The organism is Serinicoccus shuyuelongi, assembly GCF_045032955.1.
Taxonomy (GTDB): Bacteria; Actinomycetota; Actinomycetes; order Actinomycetales; family Dermatophilaceae; genus Ornithinicoccus.
The window spans coordinates 98,209-118,616 of the sequence record NZ_JBJFZU010000012.1 but is presented as its reverse complement, the minus strand read 5'-3'; the positions used below and the strand labels follow the sequence as shown (position 1 = coordinate 118,616).

The 20,408-nt window shown below is 73.4% G+C and carries 25 protein-coding genes, 2 tRNA genes and 1 other RNA gene; 13 read left to right on the top strand and 15 right to left on the bottom strand.

The genetic code is table 11. The features are described 5' to 3' along the window. Positions 1–40: 40 nt before the first annotated feature. The 5 genes from ACI3EY_RS14510 to ACI3EY_RS14490 form a co-directional block, all read right to left on the bottom strand. Positions 41–256 (bottom strand): hypothetical protein, encoded by a 216-nt coding sequence (locus ACI3EY_RS14510; RefSeq protein WP_405036537.1) that lies wholly within the window; start codon positions 254–256, stop codon positions 41–43. A gap of 3 nt (positions 257–259) precedes the next feature. Then, positions 260–541, bottom strand: a complete 282-nt coding sequence (locus ACI3EY_RS14505; protein ID WP_405036538.1) for a hypothetical protein — start codon at positions 539–541, stop codon at positions 260–262. Between the two features lie 52 nt (positions 542–593). Next, entirely contained in the window at positions 594–2,066 is a 1,473-nt protein-coding gene (locus tag ACI3EY_RS14500) for a cell wall-binding repeat-containing protein (RefSeq protein ID WP_405040874.1), read from the bottom strand. A gap of 128 nt (positions 2,067–2,194) precedes the next feature. Further along, on the bottom strand, positions 2,195–3,055 hold the full coding sequence (locus ACI3EY_RS14495) for an LLM class flavin-dependent oxidoreductase (RefSeq protein WP_405040873.1): 861 nt from the start codon (positions 3,053–3,055) through the stop codon (positions 2,195–2,197). Positions 3,056–3,086: 31 nt separating this feature from the next. Then, positions 3,087–4,373, bottom strand: coding sequence for an MFS transporter (locus tag ACI3EY_RS14490; protein WP_405036541.1), 1,287 nt, complete (start codon positions 4,371–4,373; stop codon positions 3,087–3,089). 69 nt (positions 4,374–4,442) lie between these two features. Here ACI3EY_RS14490 and ACI3EY_RS14485 point away from each other — a divergent pair, with 69 nt between their 5' ends. Next, positions 4,443–5,072 carry a winged helix-turn-helix domain-containing protein gene (locus ACI3EY_RS14485; protein ID WP_405036542.1) on the top strand — a complete coding sequence of 210 codons (630 nt, stop codon included), beginning with the start codon at positions 4,443–4,445 and terminating at the stop codon, positions 5,070–5,072. A gap of 3 nt (positions 5,073–5,075) precedes the next feature. Here ACI3EY_RS14485 and ACI3EY_RS14480 read toward each other — a convergent pair whose 3' ends face one another. From ACI3EY_RS14480 to ffs, 3 genes are all read right to left on the bottom strand, one after another. After that, complete coding sequence (locus ACI3EY_RS14480) at positions 5,076–5,444, bottom strand: sterol carrier family protein (RefSeq protein WP_405040872.1); 369 nt, start codon at positions 5,442–5,444, stop codon at positions 5,076–5,078. Then, on the bottom strand, positions 5,444–6,679 hold the full coding sequence (locus tag ACI3EY_RS14475) for an arginine deiminase (protein ID WP_405036544.1): 1,236 nt from the start codon (positions 6,677–6,679) through the stop codon (positions 5,444–5,446). The genes ACI3EY_RS14480 and ACI3EY_RS14475 overlap by 1 nt, the downstream gene beginning before the upstream one ends. A 64-nt stretch (positions 6,680–6,743) precedes the next feature. Then, positions 6,744–6,840: signal recognition particle sRNA small type (gene ffs / locus ACI3EY_RS14470), an RNA gene on the bottom strand. Between the two features lie 95 nt (positions 6,841–6,935). On the opposite strand from ffs, the gene ACI3EY_RS14465 reads away from it, so the two are divergent. Beyond that, positions 6,936–7,020, top strand: a tRNA-Ser gene (locus ACI3EY_RS14465). 40 nt (positions 7,021–7,060) lie between these two features. Here the strand turns inward: ACI3EY_RS14465 and ACI3EY_RS14460 are convergent. Further along, on the bottom strand, positions 7,061–8,500 hold the full coding sequence (locus ACI3EY_RS14460) for an MFS transporter (RefSeq protein WP_405040871.1): 1,440 nt from the start codon (positions 8,498–8,500) through the stop codon (positions 7,061–7,063). Positions 8,501–8,575: 75 nt separating this feature from the next. On the opposite strand from ACI3EY_RS14460, the gene ACI3EY_RS14455 reads away from it, so the two are divergent. Then, positions 8,576–9,520 carry a LysR family transcriptional regulator gene (locus ACI3EY_RS14455; RefSeq protein ID WP_405040870.1) on the top strand — a complete coding sequence of 315 codons (945 nt, stop codon included), beginning with the start codon at positions 8,576–8,578 and terminating at the stop codon, positions 9,518–9,520. Here the strand turns inward: ACI3EY_RS14455 and ACI3EY_RS14450 are convergent. After that, positions 9,483–11,090 (bottom strand): helicase HerA-like domain-containing protein, encoded by a 1,608-nt coding sequence (locus ACI3EY_RS14450; RefSeq protein ID WP_405040869.1) that lies wholly within the window; start codon positions 11,088–11,090, stop codon positions 9,483–9,485. The genes ACI3EY_RS14455 and ACI3EY_RS14450 overlap by 38 nt on opposite strands. 24 nt (positions 11,091–11,114) lie before the next feature. On the opposite strand from ACI3EY_RS14450, the gene ACI3EY_RS14445 reads away from it, so the two are divergent. From ACI3EY_RS14445 to ACI3EY_RS14430, 4 genes are all read left to right on the top strand, one after another. Beyond that, positions 11,115–11,426 (top strand): type II toxin-antitoxin system VapB family antitoxin, encoded by a 312-nt coding sequence (locus ACI3EY_RS14445; protein WP_405036548.1) that lies wholly within the window; start codon positions 11,115–11,117, stop codon positions 11,424–11,426. 27 nt (positions 11,427–11,453) lie between these two features. Then, on the top strand, positions 11,454–11,981 hold the full coding sequence (locus ACI3EY_RS14440) for a LytR C-terminal domain-containing protein (RefSeq protein ID WP_405040868.1): 528 nt from the start codon (positions 11,454–11,456) through the stop codon (positions 11,979–11,981). After that, positions 11,978–12,451 carry an SRPBCC family protein gene (locus ACI3EY_RS14435; protein ID WP_405036550.1) on the top strand — a complete coding sequence of 158 codons (474 nt, stop codon included), beginning with the start codon at positions 11,978–11,980 and terminating at the stop codon, positions 12,449–12,451. Before ACI3EY_RS14440 ends, ACI3EY_RS14435 begins: the two co-directional genes overlap by 4 nt. Positions 12,452–12,532: 81 nt before the next feature. Next, entirely contained in the window at positions 12,533–12,940 is a 408-nt protein-coding gene (locus ACI3EY_RS14430) for a hypothetical protein (protein WP_405040867.1), read from the top strand. A gap of 6 nt (positions 12,941–12,946) precedes the next feature. Here the strand turns inward: ACI3EY_RS14430 and ACI3EY_RS14425 are convergent, their stop codons facing one another. The 3 genes from ACI3EY_RS14425 to ACI3EY_RS14415 form a co-directional block, all read right to left on the bottom strand. Continuing rightward, positions 12,947–13,858 carry an alpha/beta fold hydrolase gene (locus ACI3EY_RS14425; RefSeq protein WP_405040866.1) on the bottom strand — a complete coding sequence of 304 codons (912 nt, stop codon included), beginning with the start codon at positions 13,856–13,858 and terminating at the stop codon, positions 12,947–12,949. 126 nt (positions 13,859–13,984) lie between these two features. Continuing rightward, a tRNA-Ser gene (locus ACI3EY_RS14420) sits at positions 13,985–14,074 on the bottom strand. A 10-nt stretch (positions 14,075–14,084) separates the two neighbouring features. Next, positions 14,085–14,612 carry a nucleoside deaminase gene (locus ACI3EY_RS14415; RefSeq protein WP_405036553.1) on the bottom strand — a complete coding sequence of 176 codons (528 nt, stop codon included), beginning with the start codon at positions 14,610–14,612 and terminating at the stop codon, positions 14,085–14,087. A gap of 17 nt (positions 14,613–14,629) precedes the next feature. Between ACI3EY_RS14415 and upp the strand changes: the two genes are divergently transcribed. Together upp and ACI3EY_RS14405 are read left to right on the top strand one after the other, a co-directional pair. Beyond that, positions 14,630–15,268 (top strand): uracil phosphoribosyltransferase, encoded by a 639-nt coding sequence (gene upp / locus ACI3EY_RS14410; RefSeq protein ID WP_405036554.1) that lies wholly within the window; start codon positions 14,630–14,632, stop codon positions 15,266–15,268. A gap of 16 nt (positions 15,269–15,284) precedes the next feature. Further along, positions 15,285–16,460, top strand: coding sequence for an aminotransferase class I/II-fold pyridoxal phosphate-dependent enzyme (locus ACI3EY_RS14405; protein ID WP_405036555.1), 1,176 nt, complete (start codon positions 15,285–15,287; stop codon positions 16,458–16,460). Positions 16,461–16,563: 103 nt separating this feature from the next. On the opposite strand, the gene ACI3EY_RS14400 is transcribed toward ACI3EY_RS14405, so the two are convergent. Beyond that, a complete protein-coding gene (locus ACI3EY_RS14400) occupies positions 16,564–17,496 on the bottom strand; it encodes a DMT family transporter (protein WP_405040865.1) in 933 nt (310 codons plus the stop codon). 51 nt (positions 17,497–17,547) lie between these two features. Between ACI3EY_RS14400 and ACI3EY_RS14395 the strand changes: the two genes are divergently transcribed. The 3 genes from ACI3EY_RS14395 to ACI3EY_RS14385 all read left to right on the top strand — a co-directional run bounded on the left by ACI3EY_RS14395 (position 17,548) and on the right by ACI3EY_RS14385 (position 19,101). After that, positions 17,548–18,051 carry a MarR family winged helix-turn-helix transcriptional regulator gene (locus ACI3EY_RS14395; RefSeq protein WP_405040864.1) on the top strand — a complete coding sequence of 168 codons (504 nt, stop codon included), beginning with the start codon at positions 17,548–17,550 and terminating at the stop codon, positions 18,049–18,051. 147 nt (positions 18,052–18,198) lie between these two features. Further along, complete coding sequence (locus tag ACI3EY_RS14390) at positions 18,199–18,369, top strand: hypothetical protein (RefSeq protein WP_405036558.1); 171 nt, start codon at positions 18,199–18,201, stop codon at positions 18,367–18,369. A 60-nt stretch (positions 18,370–18,429) separates the two neighbouring features. Then, positions 18,430–19,101 carry a PH domain-containing protein gene (locus ACI3EY_RS14385; RefSeq protein ID WP_405040863.1) on the top strand — a complete coding sequence of 224 codons (672 nt, stop codon included), beginning with the start codon at positions 18,430–18,432 and terminating at the stop codon, positions 19,099–19,101. A 39-nt stretch (positions 19,102–19,140) separates the two neighbouring features. Here ACI3EY_RS14385 and ACI3EY_RS14380 read toward each other — a convergent pair whose 3' ends face one another. Continuing rightward, positions 19,141–19,764, bottom strand: a complete 624-nt coding sequence (locus ACI3EY_RS14380; RefSeq protein WP_405040862.1) for a hypothetical protein — start codon at positions 19,762–19,764, stop codon at positions 19,141–19,143. Positions 19,765–19,812: 48 nt separating this feature from the next. Here ACI3EY_RS14380 and def point away from each other — a divergent pair, with 48 nt between their 5' ends. Continuing rightward, a complete protein-coding gene (gene def / locus ACI3EY_RS14375) occupies positions 19,813–20,391 on the top strand; it encodes a peptide deformylase (protein ID WP_405040861.1) in 579 nt (192 codons plus the stop codon). The last annotated feature ends 17 nt before the right edge of the window (positions 20,392–20,408 follow it).

Here is a 20,408-nt window from a genome sequence, read left to right as displayed (position 1 = left end):
GCAGCGTGCCGGACACCCACGTCCCGCCGGTGCGACCCCGTCAGGACCCGAGCCGCGGCCGGTCGGCGACGAGATAGGCGAGCGCCCCCAGCGAACCGCCCACCCCGACCCCGAGCACGGTGAAGATCAGGTACTCCTCCAGGCCGTTGACGTAGGGCACGTCGTCGCCGAGGACGGCCACCAGCAGGCAGATCACCACCCCGGTCACAGCACCGACCACCAGGTACCTGACCAGGCTCGGGTGACGCGGCGCCATCGCTCAGTCCCGCTGGCTCAGCCGGTCCAGGACCAGGTAGAGGATCGCCGCGGCGAAGCTGGTGAAGATGGCCCCGATGGTGCCGAGCAGGACGATCTGCTGCAGCACGGTGCTGCCCGCCACCTCGGGTCCGCGCAGGGCCACCACGACCCCCAGCACGAAACCGACCAGGCCCCCCACCACGAGGAACCTGCTCAGCTGCGGGCGGCGGTGGACCCGCTGGGGTCGCGGCTGCGGGCCCGGGCCGGTGGGCGGCGCACTGGTGTCGTCTCGGTCGGGTACCACCACACCAGTATCCCCCTCCGCGGCGGTGCCGCGGAGGGGGCCCGGTCCGTGCTCACTCCTGCGGGAGGTTGCCGGTCGTCGAGCTGCCCGAGGGCCGAGCCGCGGGCGGGGCGGCCGCGCCGAAGAGCGCCTGCAGCTGCGCCTGGACGGCCGGGTGCACCGCCGACTCGCCCCCGACGACGGTGATCAGCGGGAAGGAGAACCCGGTGATCAGCCGGTCGACCTCACTGATCACCGCGGCGGGCACGGCCTCCGGCCGGGTCAGCGCCACCCCGGCACCGGTCCGGGCCGCCACCGGGACCGCGGTCAGGCTGTCCGGGAAGTCCTGGCCGGTGGCGACCAGCACCTTGCCCTCGGCCGGGAACTGCTCCAGCACGGCGGCGGCGGTCGCATACCTGTCGGCGCCCTGGTAGCGCGTCCACGGCTGGCCGCCGGCGACCTCGTCCAGGACGGCGTCCCCGAGCACGGCGGTCCCACCGGCGGCGTAGACGTGGTCGTAGTCGAGGGCGGTGAGCGCGGCGCCGGTGGCCGACGGCACCTCGTCGCTGCGGACCAGCACCAGCGGAGCCTGGTGCCGCGCGGCCAGTGCGCTCAGGACGAGCGCGTCCGGGAAGGCCTGCCCCGAGGCCACGAAGACCTCCGGGCTGCTGTCCTGGATCACCTGCTGGGCGACCAGCCCGGCGGTCGCGTAACGATCCGCGCCGGAGATCCGCTGCACGGTCGCGGCCGGCAGGCTCGCCTGCACGTCCTCCAGGACGGCGTCCCCGACCGCGGCGCTCCCACCGACGACCAGGACGTCCTCCGGGGACAGCCGGGTGAGCTCGGCACCGGTGGCCGCGGACAGGCCGCCGGGATGGGTGAGCAGCAGCGGGGCCCCGAGCTGGCCGGCCCAGGGCGCTGCGGCCAACGCGTCCGGGAAGTCCCGGGCGGTCGCGATGACGACGGTGTCGGCCGACACGAACTTCTGCTCGGAGAGCATCGCCGCGGTCTCGATCCGGGTCGGGCCACCGATCCGCTCCACGTCGAAGGCGCAGGGCCCGTCGACGTCGTCGGGGTAGAACGGGTCGACGACGTCCAGGGTGCCGACCTCGACGTCGGCCCCGTCCACGTCGCTGATGACGATGCCCACCCCCGGTGCCCCGCCGCCGTAGAGGCCGACGAAGGACAGGAAGGCGGACAGGTCACGGGTGGTGCCGACCTCGACCTCCAGGGTGCGGCTGTCCTTGAGCGCACCGTCGTCCCACACCTCGAAGCGCACCCGGTCGAAGCCGCCGACGTCGTCCGTGGTGCCGGTCACCCGGGCGTCGATGACGTACTCGTTGCGGCTGCAGTCGTCGTTGACGAACTGCACCCCGGTGATCTCGTGCTCCTCCAGGGTCGCGGCGAGCGCGGGGGCGCCGGCCAGACCGGTGGCGAGCAGCCCGAGGGCGGTACCGGCGGCCGTGCTCGGGCCACCGCCTCGACCGGGTCTGCCGCGTCGGCCGGGTCGGGCAGCGGGGTGGGTGGGGCGTGCGGTGCGTCTCATCCTGGGGCCTCTCCACGGGCCGGTCGACCTGCGACCGGGCGGCGCCGGGAGACCTGGGTGCCTCCGCTGGGCGTCGCCCCCTGAGAGCACCGACCCGGCCGCTGGATACCCCGCGGCCGGCCGGTCGGTCAGGACCGGGAGCCGGCGAGCGCCTCCAGCACCCGCACGTCCGCCCGGTAGGGCGCCTCCGCACGGGGCCAGTGCACGACGACGTCGGTGAACCCGGCCTGCTGCGCGCGCCCGATCCGGTCCTGGACCTCGTCCAGGCTGCTCAGCGCGGGCGCCCCGGCGTCCAGCGAGAGGTAGCGCTCCAGCGGCCGGTCCCGGCCCGCCCCGGCCTCCAGCTCGTCGACCCGGGCGGCGAGCTCGCCCACCCCGCGCCACCAGGCGTCCAGGCCGTCCTCGGCGGCATCGGGCGGCCCCGTGGTGAGCCACCCGGTGCCGTGCGCGACCGCCAGCCGCATCGCGCGGGGCCCGTTGGCGGCGACGACGAAGGGCACCCGGGGCTGCTGGACGCAGCGGGGACGCGCCCCGGCCCCGGCCACGGTGAAGAACTCGCCCTCGGCCTCGACGTGGTCCTCGGTCAGCAGCCGGTCCAGCAGCGGCACGAACTCCTCGAAGCGGGCGGTGCGCTCGCCGCGGCTGTGCTCGTCGCCGAGCAGTCGGCTGTCCAGGTCGCCCCCGGCGCCCAGACCGAGCAGCACCCGACCGGCGCTGAGGTCGTCCAGGGTGGTCACGTCCTTGGCCAGCAGGGCCGGGTGCCGGAAGTTCGGGGACGCGACGAAGGTGCCGAGTCGGACCCGGTCGGTGACCATGGCGGCCGCCGCGAGGGTGGCGACGGTCGAGTGCCAGGGCGCCTGCGGCAGCCCTGCCCAGACCAGGTGGTCGTAGGTCCAGGCGTGCTCGAAGCCCCAGTCCTCGACCTGCCGCCACAACGGCTCGGCCTCGCGCCAGGGGTGCTCGGGCAGGATGCAGACACCGATCCTCATGGGAGCCGAGGCTAACGCGAGCGGTCCCGCCTCAGCCGACCGGTGCGCGCTCCGGCTCGAGCTCGTGCGCGTCCACGAGCGACTGCGGGACGGTGGCGCCGACCAGCAGGGTGGCCAGCAGCATCACCGAGGCCACCCCCACCAGCACCACCGGGATGCCGAAGAGCTCGGCGACCTGGCCGCCTGCCAGGGCACCCAGCGGCATCGCCCCGAAGACCAGCACCCGGGAGGCGCCGCCGACCCGGCCCAGCACGTGGTCCTGGACCATCCGCGGTCGGATCGACCCGGAGACGATGTTGCCGACCACCCCGAGCGGCCCGACGCCCAGCAGGAAGATCGCCAGGCCCCAGGCCGTGGGCCACAGCAGCGGCATCAGGTTGAGGACGCCGTTGAGCCCCCAGCAGACGACCAGGACGCTCATCTCGGACCACCGCCGCAGCAGCCGTCCGGCCACCATGCTGCCGAGCAGCGCCCCGGCCGGGAGCGCCACCATGACCAGCGAGAACAGCTGCGGGGACAGACCCCCGACGGACTCCGGGCCGACCATCCACAGGATGATCACCGCGCTGAAGGCGGTGGACGCGAAGTTCCACAGCCCTGCGGCCAGGGCCAGCGGACGCAGCACCGGGTGGGCCCACAGGGTGCGCATCCCCGAGGTCAGCTCGGCCCACCGGGTCCCGGCGCTCTCCGCCTCGGGCCGGCTCGCGGCATACCGGCCACGCAGCCCGAGCGCGAGGGCCAGCACCGCGGCGACGGCGACCAGTGCGGAGGTCCCGACCAGCCAGGCGGCCCCCAGTGCCACCAGGATCCCGGCCAGCGGCGGCCCGGCGAAGCCGTTGCAGAAGTGCTGCACCGCCAGCAGTCGGGAGTTCGCCCGGCGCAGCCGTCCCGCGTCGCGCCCCACCAGCGCCGGCACCTGGGCGGCGGCGGCCAGGTCGGCGAAGACCTCGGTGACACCGTAGCCGAGCGCGAGCACGATGAGCACCCCGATGGTGAGGAGGTCGGCCCACGCGAGCAGCGCGACCCCGCCGAGCAGTGCCGCGCGGACCAGCAGGCTGCAGATCATCGTCCGGCGACGGTCCCAACGGTCGACCAGGACACCTGCGGGGATGCCGCACACCAGCCACGGGAGCCACACCGCGGCCGTCAGCACCCCCATCAGCAGCGGTGACCGGGTCAACGTGACCGCCAGCAGCGGCACCCCGATCTGGACGACCCCGTCGGCGAGGTTGGCCAGGCCGACGGCGGACAGGTGGCTGCCGAACGGGCGCCCCAGCGGCGACCCGGTGCTCCTCGGCGTGGTGGTGGTGCCGGTCATGGCGTGCTCCCCTATGCTCAGTGCAGAAGAAGTTATGCAAACAACTCTTTGCAAAGGTACCTCTGCACCATGACCGAGCGCAAGGCCTCCGCCGTCACCGCCCGATCCGTCGACGCCGCGACCCTCAAGGCGTTCGCCCACCCGCTGCGGATGCGGATGTACGACCACCTCAAGGACCACGGCGCCGCGACCGCCTCGATGCTGGCCCGGGCGATGGGCGAGAGCACGGGGCAGACGAGCTACCACCTGCGCCAGCTCGAGCGGCACGGGCTGGTCGAGGAGGAGACCGGGCGCGGCTCGGCACGCGAGCGCTGGTGGGTGGCCGTCGGCTTCTCCTTCGGCCCCGAGGTCGCGGCCGGCGACGCGGACGACGGGACGCGGACGGCCGCCCAGGCGGTGATGCACCACCAGCTGCGGACCCGGACCGCCCGGCTGCAGGAGTGGGTCGACCGGATGGACGACGAGGACCCGGGCTGGGCGGCGGCCTCGCTGTCGAACGAGGTCACCACCCTGCTGACGGTGAGCGAGGTGGAGTCGCTCTCCGACGCCCTGGCCGAGGTGCTGCGCGAGCACCTGGACCGGGCCAAGGCCGCCCGGGACGCCGGGCAGGGCGAGGGGCGGCGGATGGTGAAGCTCTACCAGCAGGTCTTCCCGCTCCCGGCGAGCGACGACGGCGCTGGTGGCGACGGCGCTGGCTGAGTGCTACCGCAGCGGCAGGTATGCCGTGAGGTCGGCCCGCTGCCCGGAGGCCCGGACGGTGCCGTCGGCCACCGCCGCCGGCCATGTGGTGCGGCCGGTCACCAGCTCCAGCCAGGTCTGCGGGTCGGTCTCGATGACGTTGGTCGGGGTGCCCCGGGTGTGCCGCGGCCCCTCGATCACCTGCGCCGCGGCATACGGGGGCACCCGCACCTCGACCGAGCGGCCGGGGGCCCGCGCGACCAGCTCCTCCATGGCGTAGCGCACCGCGGTGGCCAGCACCCCGCGCCCCAGCTCCTCCCCCGGCTGCAGCGCCTCCCAGGCGGCCAGCGCCTGCTCGCCGTCGGCGACGTCGACGCGGCGTCGGGCCGGCATCAGCCGACCGGGTCGCGCTCGATCGGGCAGGACATGCACCGCGGACCGCCGCGCCCCCGACCCAGCTCGGAGCCGCCGATCTCCAGCACCTCGACGCCTTGCCGGCGCAGGTAGCCGTTGGTGACGGTGTTGCGCTCGTAGCCGACGACCACCCCGGGCTCCAGCGCCAGCACGTTGCAGCCGTCGTCCCACTGCTCCCGCGCCGCCGCCCGCGGGTCCTGGTCCGCGGCGAGGACCCGCAGCTTCTCCAGGCCCAGGGAGTGGGCGATCACCTGCTCCATCTTCTCCGGCTGGTGCCGCTCGATGACCAGCTGGAGCTCGCCGTCCACCTCGTCACCGGCGGTCATCGTCCAGGAGGTGAGGTCGGGCAGGCCGGTGTAGCGGGTGAAGGTCTCCTGGTCGACCATCGTCATCACGGTGTCCAGGTGCATGACCGCCCGCGCCTTGGGCATGTCCAGCGCCACCACGGTATGCGCGTCGCCGGCGGCGAGGATGGTGCGGGCCAGCCGCTCCACCCCCATCGTGGTGGTCCGCTCCGACAGACCCACCAGCACCACCCCGTTGCCGGGCACCAGGATGTCCCCGCCCTCGGCGGTGGCCGGTCCGTCCTCGATCCCGTGGCTCCACCACCGCGTCCCGGACCCCGCGAACATCGGGTGGTACCGGTAGATCGCGTCGTAGTGCACCGTCTCCCGGCGCCGCGCCTTCTTGTGCATCGAGTTGACGGCGACGCCGCCGTAGACCCAGGCGGAGGTGTCCCGGGTGAAGAGGTGGTTGGGCAGCGGCGCGAGCACCGAGTCGTGCAGGCCGAGCTGGTCGACGACGACGGAGCGCGGGCTGCCGATCCTGGCCAGCACCTCGGCCTTGGTGATCCCCCCGATGAGGTGGGTGGTCAGCTCCGCGTCGTCCATCTCGTCGAACATCACCCGCAGCTCCTGCGCGGCCTGCGGGCCGACGTGCCGCTCGTCGAGGCTGTGGTCCAGCACGTGGTCGCGGGCCGCGGGCACCGCCAGCGCCTCCCGCAGCAGGGTGTCGAAGTGGTGCACGGTGACGCCGCGCTCGGTCATCACCTGGACGAAGTAGTCGTGCTCGGCCTGCGCCCGCTCGACCCAGAGGATCTCGTCGAAGAGGTAGCGGTCCTTGTTGTCCGGCGTCAGCCGGTGCATCTCGAGCCCCGGCCGGTGGACGATCACCTGGCGCAGACGGCCGACCTCGGAACCGACGTGGTAGCTCATGGCGGGATCCTTTCGCGGACTGGTGCCGGTCATCCTGCCACGCACCGACCCGGCACGGCAGGGCATGAAGAACCCCTCGCGCACCTGGAAGAGCTCGGCTGCCCTTGCTGCATTCCTGCCCTGGGGGAGTTCACCGAGGTACCACCGCACGAGGGGTCCGTGGACCAGTCTAGGACCTGGGACCGGCGCCTTCCAAGCCGTCCGCCGGCAGGCACGGTTTTGGCTGCCCCGAGGGCTCTCGGGTATCGTCTCCGGCGGAGGATTCGCATAGTGGCCTAGTGCGCTCGCTTGGAAAGCGAGTTGGGATAAAACCCTCGGGGGTTCGAATCCCCCATCCTCCGCCGAGGCGTCACGACGCCGGCACCAGGACCCGGGGCGCGATCAGCGCCCCGGGTCCTCGTGCGTCCCCCGGCGCAGCAGCCAGATCGCGACCAGAGAGACCAGTGCGAACCCGGCGGCCACCACGCGGAGCGCCTGGTCGGCCCCCGGGCCGTAGATCGCGGCCGGGTCCACGGACCCCTCGCCGACCCGCGCCAGCACCAGCGACGACGCCCCGAGCAGGGCGATCCCGGCACCGGCACCGATGGTGAAGGCGCTCTCCTGGATCGCCCCGGCGTCAGCCGTCCGGTCCTCCGGCGCCGAGCTCATGATGAGGTTGGCCCCGATCGTCATGATCACCCCGGTCCCCAGCCCGAGCACCACCATGGCGGCGACCCGGAGCCCGGGGCCGGGACCGGCCAGGGCCAGCATCCCCAGCCCGGTCGCCGCGGCCCCCACCCCCACCATCAGGGTCCGTTCCGGCGCCAGCAGGTCCTGCACGCGGGGTGCGAGGACGGCCCCCAGGGCGCTGGCCAGGGCCAGCGGCATGAGCGCCCAGCCGGCACCGATGGCGGTCATCCCCTCCACCTCCTGGAAGCGTTGGGTGAGGACGAACAGCACCCCCGCGAACGCCCCGTTGGCGATGAGGACGACCACGGTGGAGGCGGTGAAGGAGGGCAGCCGGAAGAGGCGCACGTCGAGGAAGGCCCGCGGCAGCCGCAGCTGCCGGAGCACGAAGAGGACGAGCAGCAGCGCCCCGGTCAGGGCGCCGGCCAGGCTCAGCACCACCGGCACCTCCTCCTGGGCCAGCCCCTTCAGGCCGGCCACGACCAGCGCCACCCCGCTGACCGAGGCCAGCACGCTGGGCAGGTCGAAGACCGGCGGGTCCGGGTTGCGGGTCTCCGCCAGGACCATCGCGGCGGCGACGGCGCACAGCAGCAGCACCGGGACATTCACCGCGAACAGCCAGCGCCAGTGCCCCCACTCCACCAGCGCACCCCCGACCAGCGGCCCGAAGGCCGAACCGACGCTGAAGCTGGCCGCCCAGACCCCGTAGGCGACCGCCCGCAGCCGGATCCCGGGGAAGGTGACCCGGATGATGGTGACCGTGCCGGCGATGAGCATCGCGCTGCTGGCGCCCTGGACGGCCCGGGCGAGGACCAGCACGGTGGCGCTGGGGGCGGTCGCCGCGACCGCGGCCGTGGTCGCCGCCAGCAGCAGCCCGGCGAGGTAGACACGCTTGCGGCCCACCGTGTCGGCCAGCACCGCGGCCGGCAGCAGCAGGGCCCCGGCGACCAGGCCGTAGACGTCGGCGATCCACAGACCCTGCAACGGTCCGGCGGACAGGTCGGCCGTGATCCGGGGCAGCCCCACCGTGACCTTGGTGAGATCGGTCCCGCCGGTGAACATCACCGCGGCGAAGACGACCAGGGTCGCCTTCATCCGCAGGGTAAGCCGTAGCCGGTCGGTGCCAGGGGTGGAGAAGGGAGTGCGAGCGGGCATACCCCCAGGTTCTACGCGCCCGACGACCGTTCGGTCCAGGTTCCGATACTCACGTATGCCGTGCACCATGGGTGCATGATCGATCCGCGTCTGCAGCTGCTCATCGCCGTCAGCGAGTACGGCACGGTGACCGGCGCCGGGGAGGCCCTGCAGCGCAGCCCGTCCGGGGTCTCCAAGCAGCTCAAGGAGCTCGCGGCGGACCTGGACATCACCCTGCTCGAGCGGCAGGGCCGCGGGGTGCGGCTCACCCCCGCCGGTCAGCGGCTGGTCGAGCACGCCCGGGTGATGAATGCCCAGTGGGAGCGGGCGCTGGGCGAGACGGCCCTGGCCGCGACCGAGCTCTGCGGCAGGGTCGACATCGGGGCCTTCCCGACCGCCCTGGCGGCGATCGTCGCCCCGGCCGTGGTGTCCCTGCGCCGGGACCACCCGGGGCTGCAGCCGCGGGTGCACGAGCTCTACTCCGGGACGCCGTTGCGCGAGCTGGAGACCGGGGCGATCGACGTGGGGCTGCTGGTCGGGGCGGCGGGCAGGACGGCGGCGGGGACCCGGCCGCGGCAGGTCAGCGTCACCGAGCTCGCGACCGACCCGATCGACCTGCTGGTGCACCGTGGGCACCGGCTCGCCGGCCCGGGCCCGGTGGACCTCGCGGACGCGGCCGACGAGGACTGGATCACCGGCCGCCCGGGACAGGACGCGTTCCTGGAGCTGGTCCCGGCGGCCCGCGCGGCCGGGTTCGTGCCCCGGGTGGTGCACCACGCCCAGGAGTTCGCGGCCACCAGCGCGCTGGTGGCCGCCGGTCTCGGGGTGGCCGCGGTGCCGCGCCTGGCCACCGTGATGCCGCACCCCGACGTGGTCCGGGTCACCCTGGCCGGCCCGAGGGTGCCGGCCCGGACGATCCTGGTGGCGGTGCGCGCCGGTTCGGAGGACAACCCACGGATCACCGTGTGCGTGGCCGCCCTGCGGGCCGCGGCGGCCGAGGCGCTCAGCGCCGGCGCCGCGTCCCGAAGATCGACCGGGTGACCTCGCGGCCGATGACCGTGCCGGCCGAGCGCAGCATCGACCGGACGGCGCTGGAGCCCAGCACCTGGTCCATCATCCCCTCCTCCTGCGGGGCGCGGCGGCTCCCCCGGGACGGGCGTGGAGCAACCCGCCCGTCGTCCTCGGCGCGGTCGCCGGCGGTGCGCTCCGCCGCCGTACGCTGCGCCTCCTGCTCCAGCGCGCGGGCGGTCTCCTGCATCCGCTGCGCCAGGACCTCCTGCGCGGACTCGCGGTCCAGCGCCTCGCCATACCTCGCGGTCAGCGACGAGCCGGCCACCACGGTGCGCAGCACCTCCTCGTCGGCGGGGCCGATCCGGGCCTGCGGCGCGCGCAGCATGGTGCGGGCCACCGGGGTGGGTGCCCCCTCCTCACCGAGCACCGTGACGACCGCCTCGCCGGTACGCAGCGAGGTCAGCACCTCGGCGAGGTCGTCGTCGCTGGTCGGGAAGGTGGACACGGTGGCGCGCAGAGCCTTGGCGTCGTTGGGGGTGTGCGCCCGCAGCGCGTGCTGGACCCGGTTGCCGAGCTGGGCGAGCACCGGGTCGGGGACGTCGGTGGGCGTCTGGGTGACGAAGAAGACCCCGACCCCCTTGGACCGGATCAGCCGGACGGCCTGCTCGACGGCGGTGAGGAAGGCGTCGGAGGCGTCGTCGAAGAGCAGGTGCGCCTCGTCGAAGAAGAACACCAGTCTCGGCTTGTCCGGGTTGCCGACCTCGGGCAGGTCGGCGAAGAGCTCCGCGAGCAGCCACATGAGGAAGGTGGAGAACAGGACCGGCTTGTCCTGCACGCCCGGCAGCTCCAGCAACGAGATGACGCCCTTGCCGTCGGCGGTGGTGCGCAGCAGGTCCTCGGGCTCGAACTCCGGCTCCCCGAAGAAGACGTCGCCCCCGGCGGCGGAGAGGGCGACCAGCTCCCGCAGGATCACCCCGGCGGTGGAGGTCGCCAGACCCCCCAGGTCCTTGAGGTCGCCCTTGCCCTCGTCGGAGACCAGGTGCTGGATGACGGCGGTGAGGTCCTTGAGGTCGAGCAGCGCCAGGCCCTGCTGGTCCGCCCAGTGGAAGACCAGCCCCAGGCTGGACTCCTGGGTCTTGTTCAGCCGCAGCACCTTGGCCAGCAGGGTCGGGCCGAAGCCGGTCACCGTGGCACGCACCGGGGCGCCGACGCCGTGGCCGCCCAGGTTGAGCAGCTCGACGGGGTAGGCCGCGGGCGTCCAGTCCTGCGCCAGGCCGGTCATCCGCTCCTCGATCTTCGCGCCTCCCGTGGCCGGGCCGGCCAGCCCGGTGAGGTCACCCTTGACGTCGGCCAGGAAGACCGGGACCCCGGCGTCCGAGAGCTGCTCGGCGAGCACCTGCAGGGTGACGGTCTTGCCGGTGCCGGTCGCCCCGGCGACCAGCCCGTGCCGGTTCATCGAGGCCAGCGGGATCCTCACCACCGCCTCCGGGACCACGTCCTGGCCCACCACCGCACCGCCGAGCGTGATGCTCGGGCCGGTGAAGGCATACCCCTCGCGGAGCCGATCGGCCTGGGTGCTCGTGCTGCTCTGCTCGCTCACACCCCAGACAATAGACTTCCGGCCATGATCTTCAAGGGCGTGGGCGACGCGCGACCGTACCCTGCGCACGGGTTGGACGAGGCCGCCGACTGGGCGCACCTGCCGCCGCGGATGCTGCGCCTGGACGAGCTGGTGACGACCCGGGCGGAGCTGGACCTGCGCGCGCTGCTCTCCGCCGACTCCACCTTCTACGGCGACATCTTCTGTCACGTGGTGCGGTGGCGCGGCGACCTCTACCTGGAGGACGGCCTGCACCGCGCCCTGCGGGCTGCGCTGCAGGGTCGACCGGCCGTGCACGGGCGTGTCCTCGACCTCGACTCCCCGTCGAGTCGATAACCTGCCAGGTCGGAGAGGAGTCCACCCGTGGGATATGTGCGCACGGCCGGTATGTCCACGGCTGCCCGTCGGTCGCGTCGTCGCGCCGCCCTGGTGATCACGGCCGTGCTGGTGGCGCTGCTGGTGGCACTGCTGGTGGCGATGGCCTACGTCCGGGGCTGGGTCGGCTCCGAGGACGAGGGCAGCGACGACGCCACCACCGCGACCGCGACGCAGGCGCCGGGACCGGACCCCGCCGACGTGGTCGTCAACATCTTCAACGCGACCGACCGGGCCGGCCTCGCCGGCCGGGCCAGCGAAGGGGTGGGGGCCCTCGACTTCACCGTGGACGGGGTCGGCAACTCCTCGGAGGCTATCGAGGGCGCAGGCAGGATCGTGCACGGCCCCACCGGTCTGGAGGGGGCCGAGCTGCTCGCCGAGTCGTTGCCGCAGGACGTCGAGCTGGTGCAGGACGAGCGCGAGGACGAGACCCTCGACCTCGTCCTCGGCAACGCCTGGGAGGACCTGCCGACGCCTGAGGGCGACGGCGAGGGTGACGCCGAGGGCGACGGATGAGCACGCACGAGGCCTGGGTGACCCGGCGGGTCGAGGCGTCCCCGGAGGCGGTGTGGGAGGTCGTCACCGACCTGGAGGCGGCGCAGGAACGACTCTCCCAGGTGACCCAGCTGCACGTGATCACCCCCGGCCCGTATGCCGTCGGCACCGGGTGGCGGGAGACGCGCCGGATGATGGGCGCCTCGGACACCCAGGACCTGTGGGTCGTCGAGAACGACCCCTACCGGCGGACCGTCACCGAGGCACGCTCCGGGGGGACGACCTACCGGACGGCCCTGTCCCTGGAGGCGCTGGAGGACGGTGCCGCCACCCAGCTCTCGGTGCACTTCAGCGGGTCGACGGCGGAGTCGGGTGCCCTGCAGCGGCTCGCGCTGAAGGTGGTCGGTCCGCTCGGGCTGAAGCTCACCGAGAAGGCGCTGCGCACCGAGCTCGACGACATCGCCGCCGCCGCGGAGTCGCTGCACCGCTGAGTCGGCCGAGGGGCCAGCCGTCGTCCACAGCGACGGGCCTCGCCGGTGCTGTCCTCGGGCGTGCTGGCATACCCTGGCGGTATGTACCGCTTCGAGCCCCCGCCGCCCCCGGAGTTCGGTGGTGGCGGCGCCGAGCCGGAGAACCCCTACGCGGCACAGGCCCCGCCGCCCCGGCCCACCGGGACCCCGGAGAACCCGTACGCCCTCTCCCCCGGCGCCCCCTGGGGGCCGCCGGGCGCGAACCACCACCCGCGCGGGACGACCGCGCTGGTGCTGGGCGTGCTCAGCGTCTGCGGGGTGGCGATCCTGGGGCCGATCGCCTGGGCGATGGCGCACGGCGCCCTCAAGGAGGCCGACCACTCCCCGTACCCGGTGACCAACCGGGGGCACCTGGTCGGCGCCCAGGTGATGGGCATGATCGGGTCGCTGTTCGTGCTGCTGGGCTTCGTCTGGACGGTCGTCGTGGTGCTGATCGTCGCCGGCGCCTGAGACGGCTCAGCCCCGGTCGCCGACCGACGGGTCGGTGTGCGTCAGCAGCTCCTGCACCACCACCCCGTGCAGCGCGGGTGGTGGGTACTCGTGTCCCATCCCCTGCAGCACCACCAGCCGGGCGCCGGGCACCGCGGCGGCGAGCGCCCGGCCGTGCGGCAGGGGGAAGAGCGGGTCGTCGGAGCCGTGCAGCACCAGCGTCGGCACCCGCAGGTGGTGGACGTCGGGCGGGAGTCCGACCGCCGGGTCCTCGTCCCCGGTGATCACCAGCCAGTGATTGTCCGCTGAGGCCGGGGACGCACTGCGCGCCAGCACCCGCCGGGCCACCCGGGTCGCTCGTTCCTCGTCGAAGCCGAGGCCGCCGGCGAACGGCCGCTCCGCCTCGACCAGGTGGGTCAGGAGGGACCGGTGGTCGCCCGGGTCGGGAGCCACCGGAGGCTGCGCGAAGAAGGAGGCCACGACGGGCATCGGCCCCGGGAGCTCCTCGGAGAGGCCGCCGATCGCGGAGGTCGCGATCAGGGTCAGGCTCGCGACGAGCTCCGGGTGCTGCAGGGCCACGCTCTGCACGATCCCCCCGCCCATCGAGAGGCCCACCAGGTGCACCGGTCCCCCCTCCGCGACCAGGTGACCGACCAGGGCCAGGCAGTCCCGGGTCAGCTGCTCACCGTCGTAGGTGGGTGCCCCGGGTGGGTCCCAGCTGGAGGCGCCGGTGTCCCGGTGGTCGTAGCGCACGACCCGGCGTCCGCCGCGGGCGATGCCCAGGCAGAACTCGTCCTCCCACCCGTCCATCGACCCCGCCGCGCCGGCGACGAGCAGCAGCGTCGGGTCGGCGGGAGCACCGAACCCCTGCACGCACAGCTCGGCCCCGTCGACCGGGAGCCGGTACTCCCGGTCCTGCGCAGGGGTGGGCGGCGTCATCGCCCCAGGATCGCAGAACCTCCTCCACCCCGACGGGCTCGTCGGCACGTCTGGCGCGTCCGGCACGACGAAGGGCCGGACCCGTGCGAGACGGATCCGGCCCTTCCGATGTCCTGCGACATCTCCTGGCGGTGGCGGTGGGATTTGAACCCACGGAGGATTTGCACCCTCACACGCTTTCGAGGCGTGCTCCTTAGGCCGCTCGGACACGCCACCGCAGATCAGGCTACCTGAGTCGGTGCGGCTGGAAAAAATCCCTCAGCAGGTCGGCGTTCTCCTGCGCCAGTACGCCCCCCACCACCTCCACCCGGTGCAGCGAGCGCCGGTCCCGGGGCAGGTCCCACACCGAGCCGCAGGCCCCCGCCTTCTCGTCCCAGGCTCCGAAGACGATCCGGTCCACCCGCGCCAGCACGGCTGCACCGGCGCACATGGCGCAGGGCTCCAGGGTGACCACCAACGTGCACCCCGCCAGCCGCCAGGAGCGCAGTGCCTCCCCCGCCTGCCGCAACGCGACGATCTCGGCGTGCCCGGTGGGGTCCGCGTGCTCCTCGCGGACGTTGTGCCCGCGCCCCAGCACCGCACCGTCCGGGTCCAGCACCAGCGCACCGATCGGCACGTCGCCGTCGGCCCCCCGACCGGGCGCCACCCGCCGGGCCTCGTCCATCGCCGCCCGGACCTGGTCGGCATACCCCCGGGACGCCCAGGCCGGACCGGCCGGGGGGCGCACGGGCGGGGTGCCGGGAGGGGGGCTCACGGCCTAGAGTCTGGCGTATGCGCGTCCACGTTGCCGACCACCCGCTCATCGCCCACAAGCTGACGTACCTGCGGGACCGGCGGACGGACACCCCCACGTTCCGGCGGCTCGCCGACGAGCTGGTGACCCTGCTGGCCTACGAGGCGACCCGTGAGGTCCGGGTGGCTCCCTTCGAGATCGAGACGCCGGTGGCGGCGACGACCGGGATCCACCTGGCCAGCCCCAAGCCGCTGGTGGTGCCGATCCTGCGCGCCGGGCTGGGCATGCTGGACGGGATGATGCGGATGCTGCCGACCGCCGAGGTCGGCTTCCTCGGGATGGAGCGCAACGAGGAGACCCTGGAGGCGCACACCTACGCCAACCGGCTGCCGGACGACCTGGACAAGCGGCAGTGCTACGTGCTGGACCCGATGCTGGCCACCGGCGGCACGCTGATCGCCGCCATCCGCTACCTGGTCGACCTGGGCGCCGACGACATCACCGCGATCACCCTGCTGTCCGCACCGGAGGGCATCGAGAAGGTGCAGGCCGGGCTGGCCGACGTGGAGCCGCCGGTCACCCTGGTCACCGGGGCCATCGACGAGCGGCTGGACGAGCGCGGCTACATCGTGCCCGGCCTCGGGGACGCCGGCGACCGCCTCTACGGCGTCGTCTAGGACAGGCCGGCCCGGTATGCCGCTGCCGTCGCAGCCGCGGGTCTCCGCCCGGTCGGCGGTCGAGCCCTTCCACGTGATGGAGGTGCTCAAGGCGGCCGCCGCCCGGCAGCGCAGCCACGGCGACGTCATCATGCTCTGCGCCGGGCAGCCCTCCACCCCGGCCCCGGCACCGGCCCGGGAGGCCGCGATCCAGGCGTTGGACGCCGACGTCCTCGGCTACACCGAGGCCACCGGGATCCTGCCGCTGCGGACGGCGATCGCCGAGTTCCACCGGCGCACCGCCGGGATCGAGGTCGCCGCGGACGACGTGGTGGTCTTCCCGGGCTCCTCGGGCGCCTTCACCACGCTCTTCCTCGCGGCCTTCGACGCCGGTGACCGGGTCGCGATGACCCGGCCCGGGTACCCGGCATACCGCAACAGCCTGGCGGCGCTGGGGTGCGAGGTCGTCGAGCTCGACTGCGGGCCGCGGACCCGCTTCCAGCCGACCGTGGCGATGCTGGAGGCGATGCCCGAGCCGCCCGCCGGGCTGATCGTCGCCTCGCCGGCCAACCCGACCGGGACCGTCATCGACGCCGACGAGCTGGCCGACCTGGCGCGGTGGTGCGACGAGCACGGGACGCTGCTGGTCAGCGACGAGATCTACCACGGGCTCAGCTACGGCCGGGAGGTGAGCTCGGCCTGGGCGACGTCCCGGGAGAGCGTCGTCGTGGGGTCGGTCAGCAAGTACTTCTCGATGACCGGGTGGCGGGTGGGGTGGGTGCTTGCGCCGCCGGGGCTGCGCCGGCCCCTGGAGGTGCTCACCGGCAACCTCAACATCTGCCCGCCGGCGATCGGGCAGCACGCCGCGATCGCGGCCCTCGGCGTGGACGCGACGGCCGAGCTGGACGGGCACCGGACCCGGTATGCCGCGAACCGCGAGCTGCTGCTGCGCCGGCTCCCGGAGATCGGGCTGCACGACTACGCCCCGCCGGACGGGGCGTTCTACGCCTGGTGCGACATCGGGCACCTGACCCAGGACTCGACCGCGTGGTGCCGGGCGGTGCTGGACGACTGCGGCGTCGCGCTCACCCCCGGGGTCGACTTCGACACGGTGGAGGGCCACCGCAAGGTGCGGCTCAGCTTCGCCGGGTCGACCCAGGACGTCGACGAGGCCCTGACCCGGATGGCCGCCTCGCCCCTGCTCCGCCCCTGACCATCCCTCCCCTTCCCTTCCCTCACCCCGACCAGATCCACCTCCCCACCGGGCGTCGCCCGTGGTTGCCCTCAGACCGACCGGGCGTCGAGTGTGGTTGCCCTCAGACCGACCGAGCGTCGAGTGTGGTGACCTCGGGCGCCACCGGCTCCACCGACCGCGGCACCCGGGCACGGAGCTGGCCGGCCAGCGCCCCGGCGAGCGCGAGACCGACGCCGACCAGCTGCACGGTGCCGAACGGCTCCGCCAGCAGCGCCACCCCGAGCCCGGTCCCCACCACCGGGTTCACCAGCCCGAGCAGGGCGGTCGACCCCGCACTCATCCGGGTCAGGCCGGTGAACCAGCACACGTAGGCCACCGCCGTGCCGATGACGCTGAGGTAGGCATAGGCGCCGGCCGCCGCGAGGTCGATCTGCGGTGGCGCACCCTCCACCACCCAGGCGACCGGCAGCAGCACCAGTCCTCCGGCGAGCAGCGTCCAGCTCGTCATCGGCAGCAGACCGGCCGGGGAGGGCCACCGCTTGATGAGCACGAACCCGAGCGCCGAGCTGGCGACCGCGCCGACCGAGGCGGCCAGGCCCACCGGGTCGACACCGCCCGGGACCTCCGCCGCGAGCAGCGCCACACCGCATATCCCGATGAGACCGCCGACGACCTGCCAGCGCCTCGGCCGCTCCCGCAGCAGCACCCAGGCCAGGGCCATCACCACCAGTGGCGAGAGCGCGGTGGTGGTCGCCGCGAGTCCGCTGGGCAGCCGGTATGCCGCGACGAAGAGCAGTGCGAAGAAGAGTCCGATGTTGAGCACCCCGAGGACGGCGGCACGCCACCACCAGGACCCGTGCGGCAGCCGACGGGTGAGCACCAGCAGCAGGAGCCCCGCCGGCAGCGCGCGGACGACGGCCGAGAAGAGCGGCCGGCCGTCAGGGAGCCAGAGCTGGGTGACCGCGTAGGTCGACCCCCACGCCACCGGCGCCACCAGGGTGATGAGGACGAGGGCGGTGCGCGAGAGCGGCGGCTGCGGCTCGTTAGTTTCCACGGAAGACACTATAGTTTCCGTGGAAGATATCTGCAACGTGCGGGCTAAGGTATGCCCGTGACGGACAGCGACCCGGTCGACGCGATCCTCGAGCAGTGGCGCCGCGAGCGCCCGGACCTCGACGTCTCCCCCATGGGGGTCATCGGCAGGATCAGCCGGTTGGGCGACGAGCTCGACGCCCGGTTGCGCCCGACCTTCGCCGCGAGCGGGCTGGGTGAGGGCGAGTTCGACGTGCTGGCCACGCTGCGGCGCAGCGGGCCGGGGGCCGAGCTCACCCCCGGCGAGCTCACGGCGTCGATGATGGTGACCTCGGGCGCCGTGTCCAAGCGTCTCGACCGGCTGGTGGGAGCGGGGCTCGTCCATCGCCGCAGCAGCGACCAGGACGCACGGTCACGGCTGGTCTCCCTCACCGAGCAGGGCCGCGGGCTGGTCGATGCAGCGGTCGAGGCACACCTGGCGAACGAGGAACGTCTGCTCGCCGGGCTCTCGCCGGAGGAGCGTCGGCAGCTCGCCGGCCTGCTCCGCAGACTCACGCTCTCGCTACCGGCGGGGTGAGGGCATACCGGGGCATCCGCGCGCGACGCCCGGTGGGATGGACGGGTGACGACACGCAGGACGGGCGCGCGCGTGCACGGCAGCTCCCGCCACATCTGCCACACTGACAACAGATCCGTGTCCACCGTCCCGTGAGGAGAGCCCGCCATGCCGAGCACGGTCAAGAAGATCCTGCATTGGCTGCTGTGGGGCTTCCTCATCTACGCGGTCATCACCAACCCCGACCGCGCCGCGGACATCGTCCGTGCCGTGTGGGACATCATCAGCGAAGGTTTCCTCAACATCGGCCGGTTCTTCAACCAGCTGATGGGGAGCTGACCCGGGGCCGTCGTGCGCCCCCACCGCACCCACGTCCCCGAGCCTCCGGGAGGCCGCCGGGTGGCCGAGCGCTACCTGCTCCGCGGTGAGCACACGGTCGTCGTCACCCGCCGTCACTGGGTGAAGCTGACCGGGCCCGCGGTCGCGGTGACGCTCGCCCTGGCGCTGACCCTGTGGGTCGCGGCCTCGGGCACCGTCGGCAACGGGTTGAACCTGGTGCTGGTGCTGCTCGGCGTGGTCGCCGCCTGGGCCGGGTGGCGCTGGCTGGAGTGGCGCAAGGAGTGGTTCATCGCCACCGACCGGCGGCTGCTGCGCACCTACGGCATCCTCACCCAGCGGGTGGCGATGATGCCGCTGGCCAAGGTCACCGACATGAGCTACGACCGGTCCATCCTCGGCCGGCTGCTCGGCTACGGCCAGTTCGTGATGGAGTCGGCCGGCCAGGACCAGGCGCTCAGCGAGATCACCTTCGTCCCCGACCCGGACGAGAAGTACCAGGCCATGTGCGAGACCATCTTCGGCCGCGAGATCAGCGACCCGGGCGAGGACGGCGTGCACTGGGAGGACGGCTACGACGACGACCAGGTCCGCGACGAGGGGCGGCACTGGGAGCCGGTGGACCGCTCCCAGCTCCCGTACGACTGGGAGTGGGTCGGTGAGGAGGCTCGCGGCGCCCGCGCCGCCACCCGTCGCCGGGTCGCCGTCGACCCGGACCCGACACCGCTGCGCTGAGACGCGGCCGGCCGGGGCGATGACCACCCGGCACAGACCTCAGCGGTGGTCGCCCAGCTCCAGCACCCACCGGCCCCCGTGCTCGCGGAAACCGATCCGCTCGTAGTACGGGTGCTGCATCCCCGCGGGCGAGAGCACCCGCTCGAAACCCCGACGCTCGAACAGCCCCGACTCACCGAAGACGAACTCCCCCGGCGAGAAGTCCCGGAAGCTGGGCGTCACCCAGTCCAGCACCACCTCGGCGGTGCCCTCCCCCGCGTCCCGGGCCAGCACGACGCCCACGGTGACGTCGCCCTGCAGCACCAGGTATGCCGAGTCCTGCGCCGTCGGCCGGTACCGGAAGCCGTCGTTGTGCCGGGCGATGTCCTCGCCGTGCACGTCCAGCACGTGGCCCAGGAACCGGTCGTCGGGCTCGACCTCCAGCACCGTGTAGGACGCCGCGTCGTGCCGGGACCGCAGCATCCGCCACAGGTAGACGATGTTGATGACGGCCAGCACCACGTTGAGCCCCACCATCGGCCAGACACCCACCGAGGCGTTGTAGCCGATCAGCACCAGGCAGCCCACCAGGTTGATCCCGCGCAGCCGCAGCACCCGGGTCTGCAGCAACGACACGACCAGGACGGCCGACCCGGTCCATCCCACGAGCTCGATCCAGTTCATGGACCTGAGGGTAGGGGTCGAGGACGGGCATACCTAGAATCTGTCGTCATGGCAGTCCGTCCCATCACCGTCATCGGCCACAAGGCCCTCCACGCACCGACCAAGAAGGTGCGTGAGATCACCGACGAGGTCCGCACCCTGGTCGCCGACATGTTCGACACCATGGAGGCCGCCGAGGGCGTCGGCCTCGCCGCCAACCAGGTCGGCTCGCGGGCCCGGATCTTCGTCTACGACTGCCCGCCGGAGCGCGGGGACGACGGTGAGCACGCGCGCGGCGTCGTGGTGAACCCGGTGCTCGAGCGGCTGGGCAGCCCTGCCCCGCTGGACGAGGAGGAGGACGGCGAGGGGTGCCTGTCGGTGCCCGGCGAGTGGTTCCCGCTCGCCCGCCACCCGCGGGCCCGGGTCACCGGCACCGACCTGGAGGGCAACGAGGTCGTCGTCGAGGGCGTGGGACTGCTCGCCCGCTGCCTGCAGCACGAGACCGACCACCTGGACGGCTACCTCTACGTCGACCGGCTCACCGGCCCCATCAAGACCGAGGCGCGGGAAGCCGTCAAGGACCGCGGCTGGGCGGCCGACGGCATCCTGCGCTGGGACCCCGCCTCCACCACCGCCGACAAGGTCTGAACGAGGGGCCGGACAGC

What these genes read in the sequence shown, in the direction of transcription:
- ACI3EY_RS14510 (WP_405036537.1), bottom strand. Translation starts at nt 256, where the DNA reads ATGGCGCCGCGTCACCCGAGCCTGGTCAGGTACCTGGTGGTCGGTGCT.
- ACI3EY_RS14500 (WP_405040874.1), bottom strand. Translation starts at nt 2,066, where the DNA reads ATGAGACGCACCGCACGCCCCACCCACCCCGCTGCCCGACCCGGCCGA.
- ACI3EY_RS14495 (WP_405040873.1), bottom strand. Translation starts at nt 3,055, where the DNA reads ATGAGGATCGGTGTCTGCATCCTGCCCGAGCACCCCTGGCGCGAGGCC.
- ACI3EY_RS14490 (WP_405036541.1), bottom strand. Translation starts at nt 4,373, where the DNA reads ATGACCGGCACCACCACCACGCCGAGGAGCACCGGGTCGCCGCTGGGG.
- ACI3EY_RS14485 (WP_405036542.1), top strand. Translation starts at nt 4,443, where the DNA reads ATGACCGAGCGCAAGGCCTCCGCCGTCACCGCCCGATCCGTCGACGCC.
- ACI3EY_RS14480 (WP_405040872.1), bottom strand. Translation starts at nt 5,444, where the DNA reads ATGCCGGCCCGACGCCGCGTCGACGTCGCCGACGGCGAGCAGGCGCTG.
- ACI3EY_RS14475 (WP_405036544.1), bottom strand. Translation starts at nt 6,679, where the DNA reads ATGAGCTACCACGTCGGTTCCGAGGTCGGCCGTCTGCGCCAGGTGATC.
- ACI3EY_RS14460 (WP_405040871.1), bottom strand. Translation starts at nt 8,500, where the DNA reads ATGCCCGCTCGCACTCCCTTCTCCACCCCTGGCACCGACCGGCTACGG.
- ACI3EY_RS14455 (WP_405040870.1), top strand. Translation starts at nt 8,576, where the DNA reads ATGATCGATCCGCGTCTGCAGCTGCTCATCGCCGTCAGCGAGTACGGC.
- ACI3EY_RS14445 (WP_405036548.1), top strand. Translation starts at nt 11,115, where the DNA reads ATGATCTTCAAGGGCGTGGGCGACGCGCGACCGTACCCTGCGCACGGG.
- ACI3EY_RS14435 (WP_405036550.1), top strand. Translation starts at nt 11,978, where the DNA reads ATGAGCACGCACGAGGCCTGGGTGACCCGGCGGGTCGAGGCGTCCCCG.
- ACI3EY_RS14430 (WP_405040867.1), top strand. Translation starts at nt 12,533, where the DNA reads ATGTACCGCTTCGAGCCCCCGCCGCCCCCGGAGTTCGGTGGTGGCGGC.
- ACI3EY_RS14425 (WP_405040866.1), bottom strand. Translation starts at nt 13,858, where the DNA reads ATGACGCCGCCCACCCCTGCGCAGGACCGGGAGTACCGGCTCCCGGTC.
- upp (WP_405036554.1), top strand. Translation starts at nt 14,630, where the DNA reads ATGCGCGTCCACGTTGCCGACCACCCGCTCATCGCCCACAAGCTGACG.
- ACI3EY_RS14405 (WP_405036555.1), top strand. Translation starts at nt 15,285, where the DNA reads ATGCCGCTGCCGTCGCAGCCGCGGGTCTCCGCCCGGTCGGCGGTCGAG.
- ACI3EY_RS14395 (WP_405040864.1), top strand. Translation starts at nt 17,548, where the DNA reads ATGCCCGTGACGGACAGCGACCCGGTCGACGCGATCCTCGAGCAGTGG.
- ACI3EY_RS14390 (WP_405036558.1), top strand. Translation starts at nt 18,199, where the DNA reads ATGCCGAGCACGGTCAAGAAGATCCTGCATTGGCTGCTGTGGGGCTTC.
- ACI3EY_RS14380 (WP_405040862.1), bottom strand. Translation starts at nt 19,764, where the DNA reads ATGAACTGGATCGAGCTCGTGGGATGGACCGGGTCGGCCGTCCTGGTC.
- def (WP_405040861.1), top strand. Translation starts at nt 19,813, where the DNA reads ATGGCAGTCCGTCCCATCACCGTCATCGGCCACAAGGCCCTCCACGCA.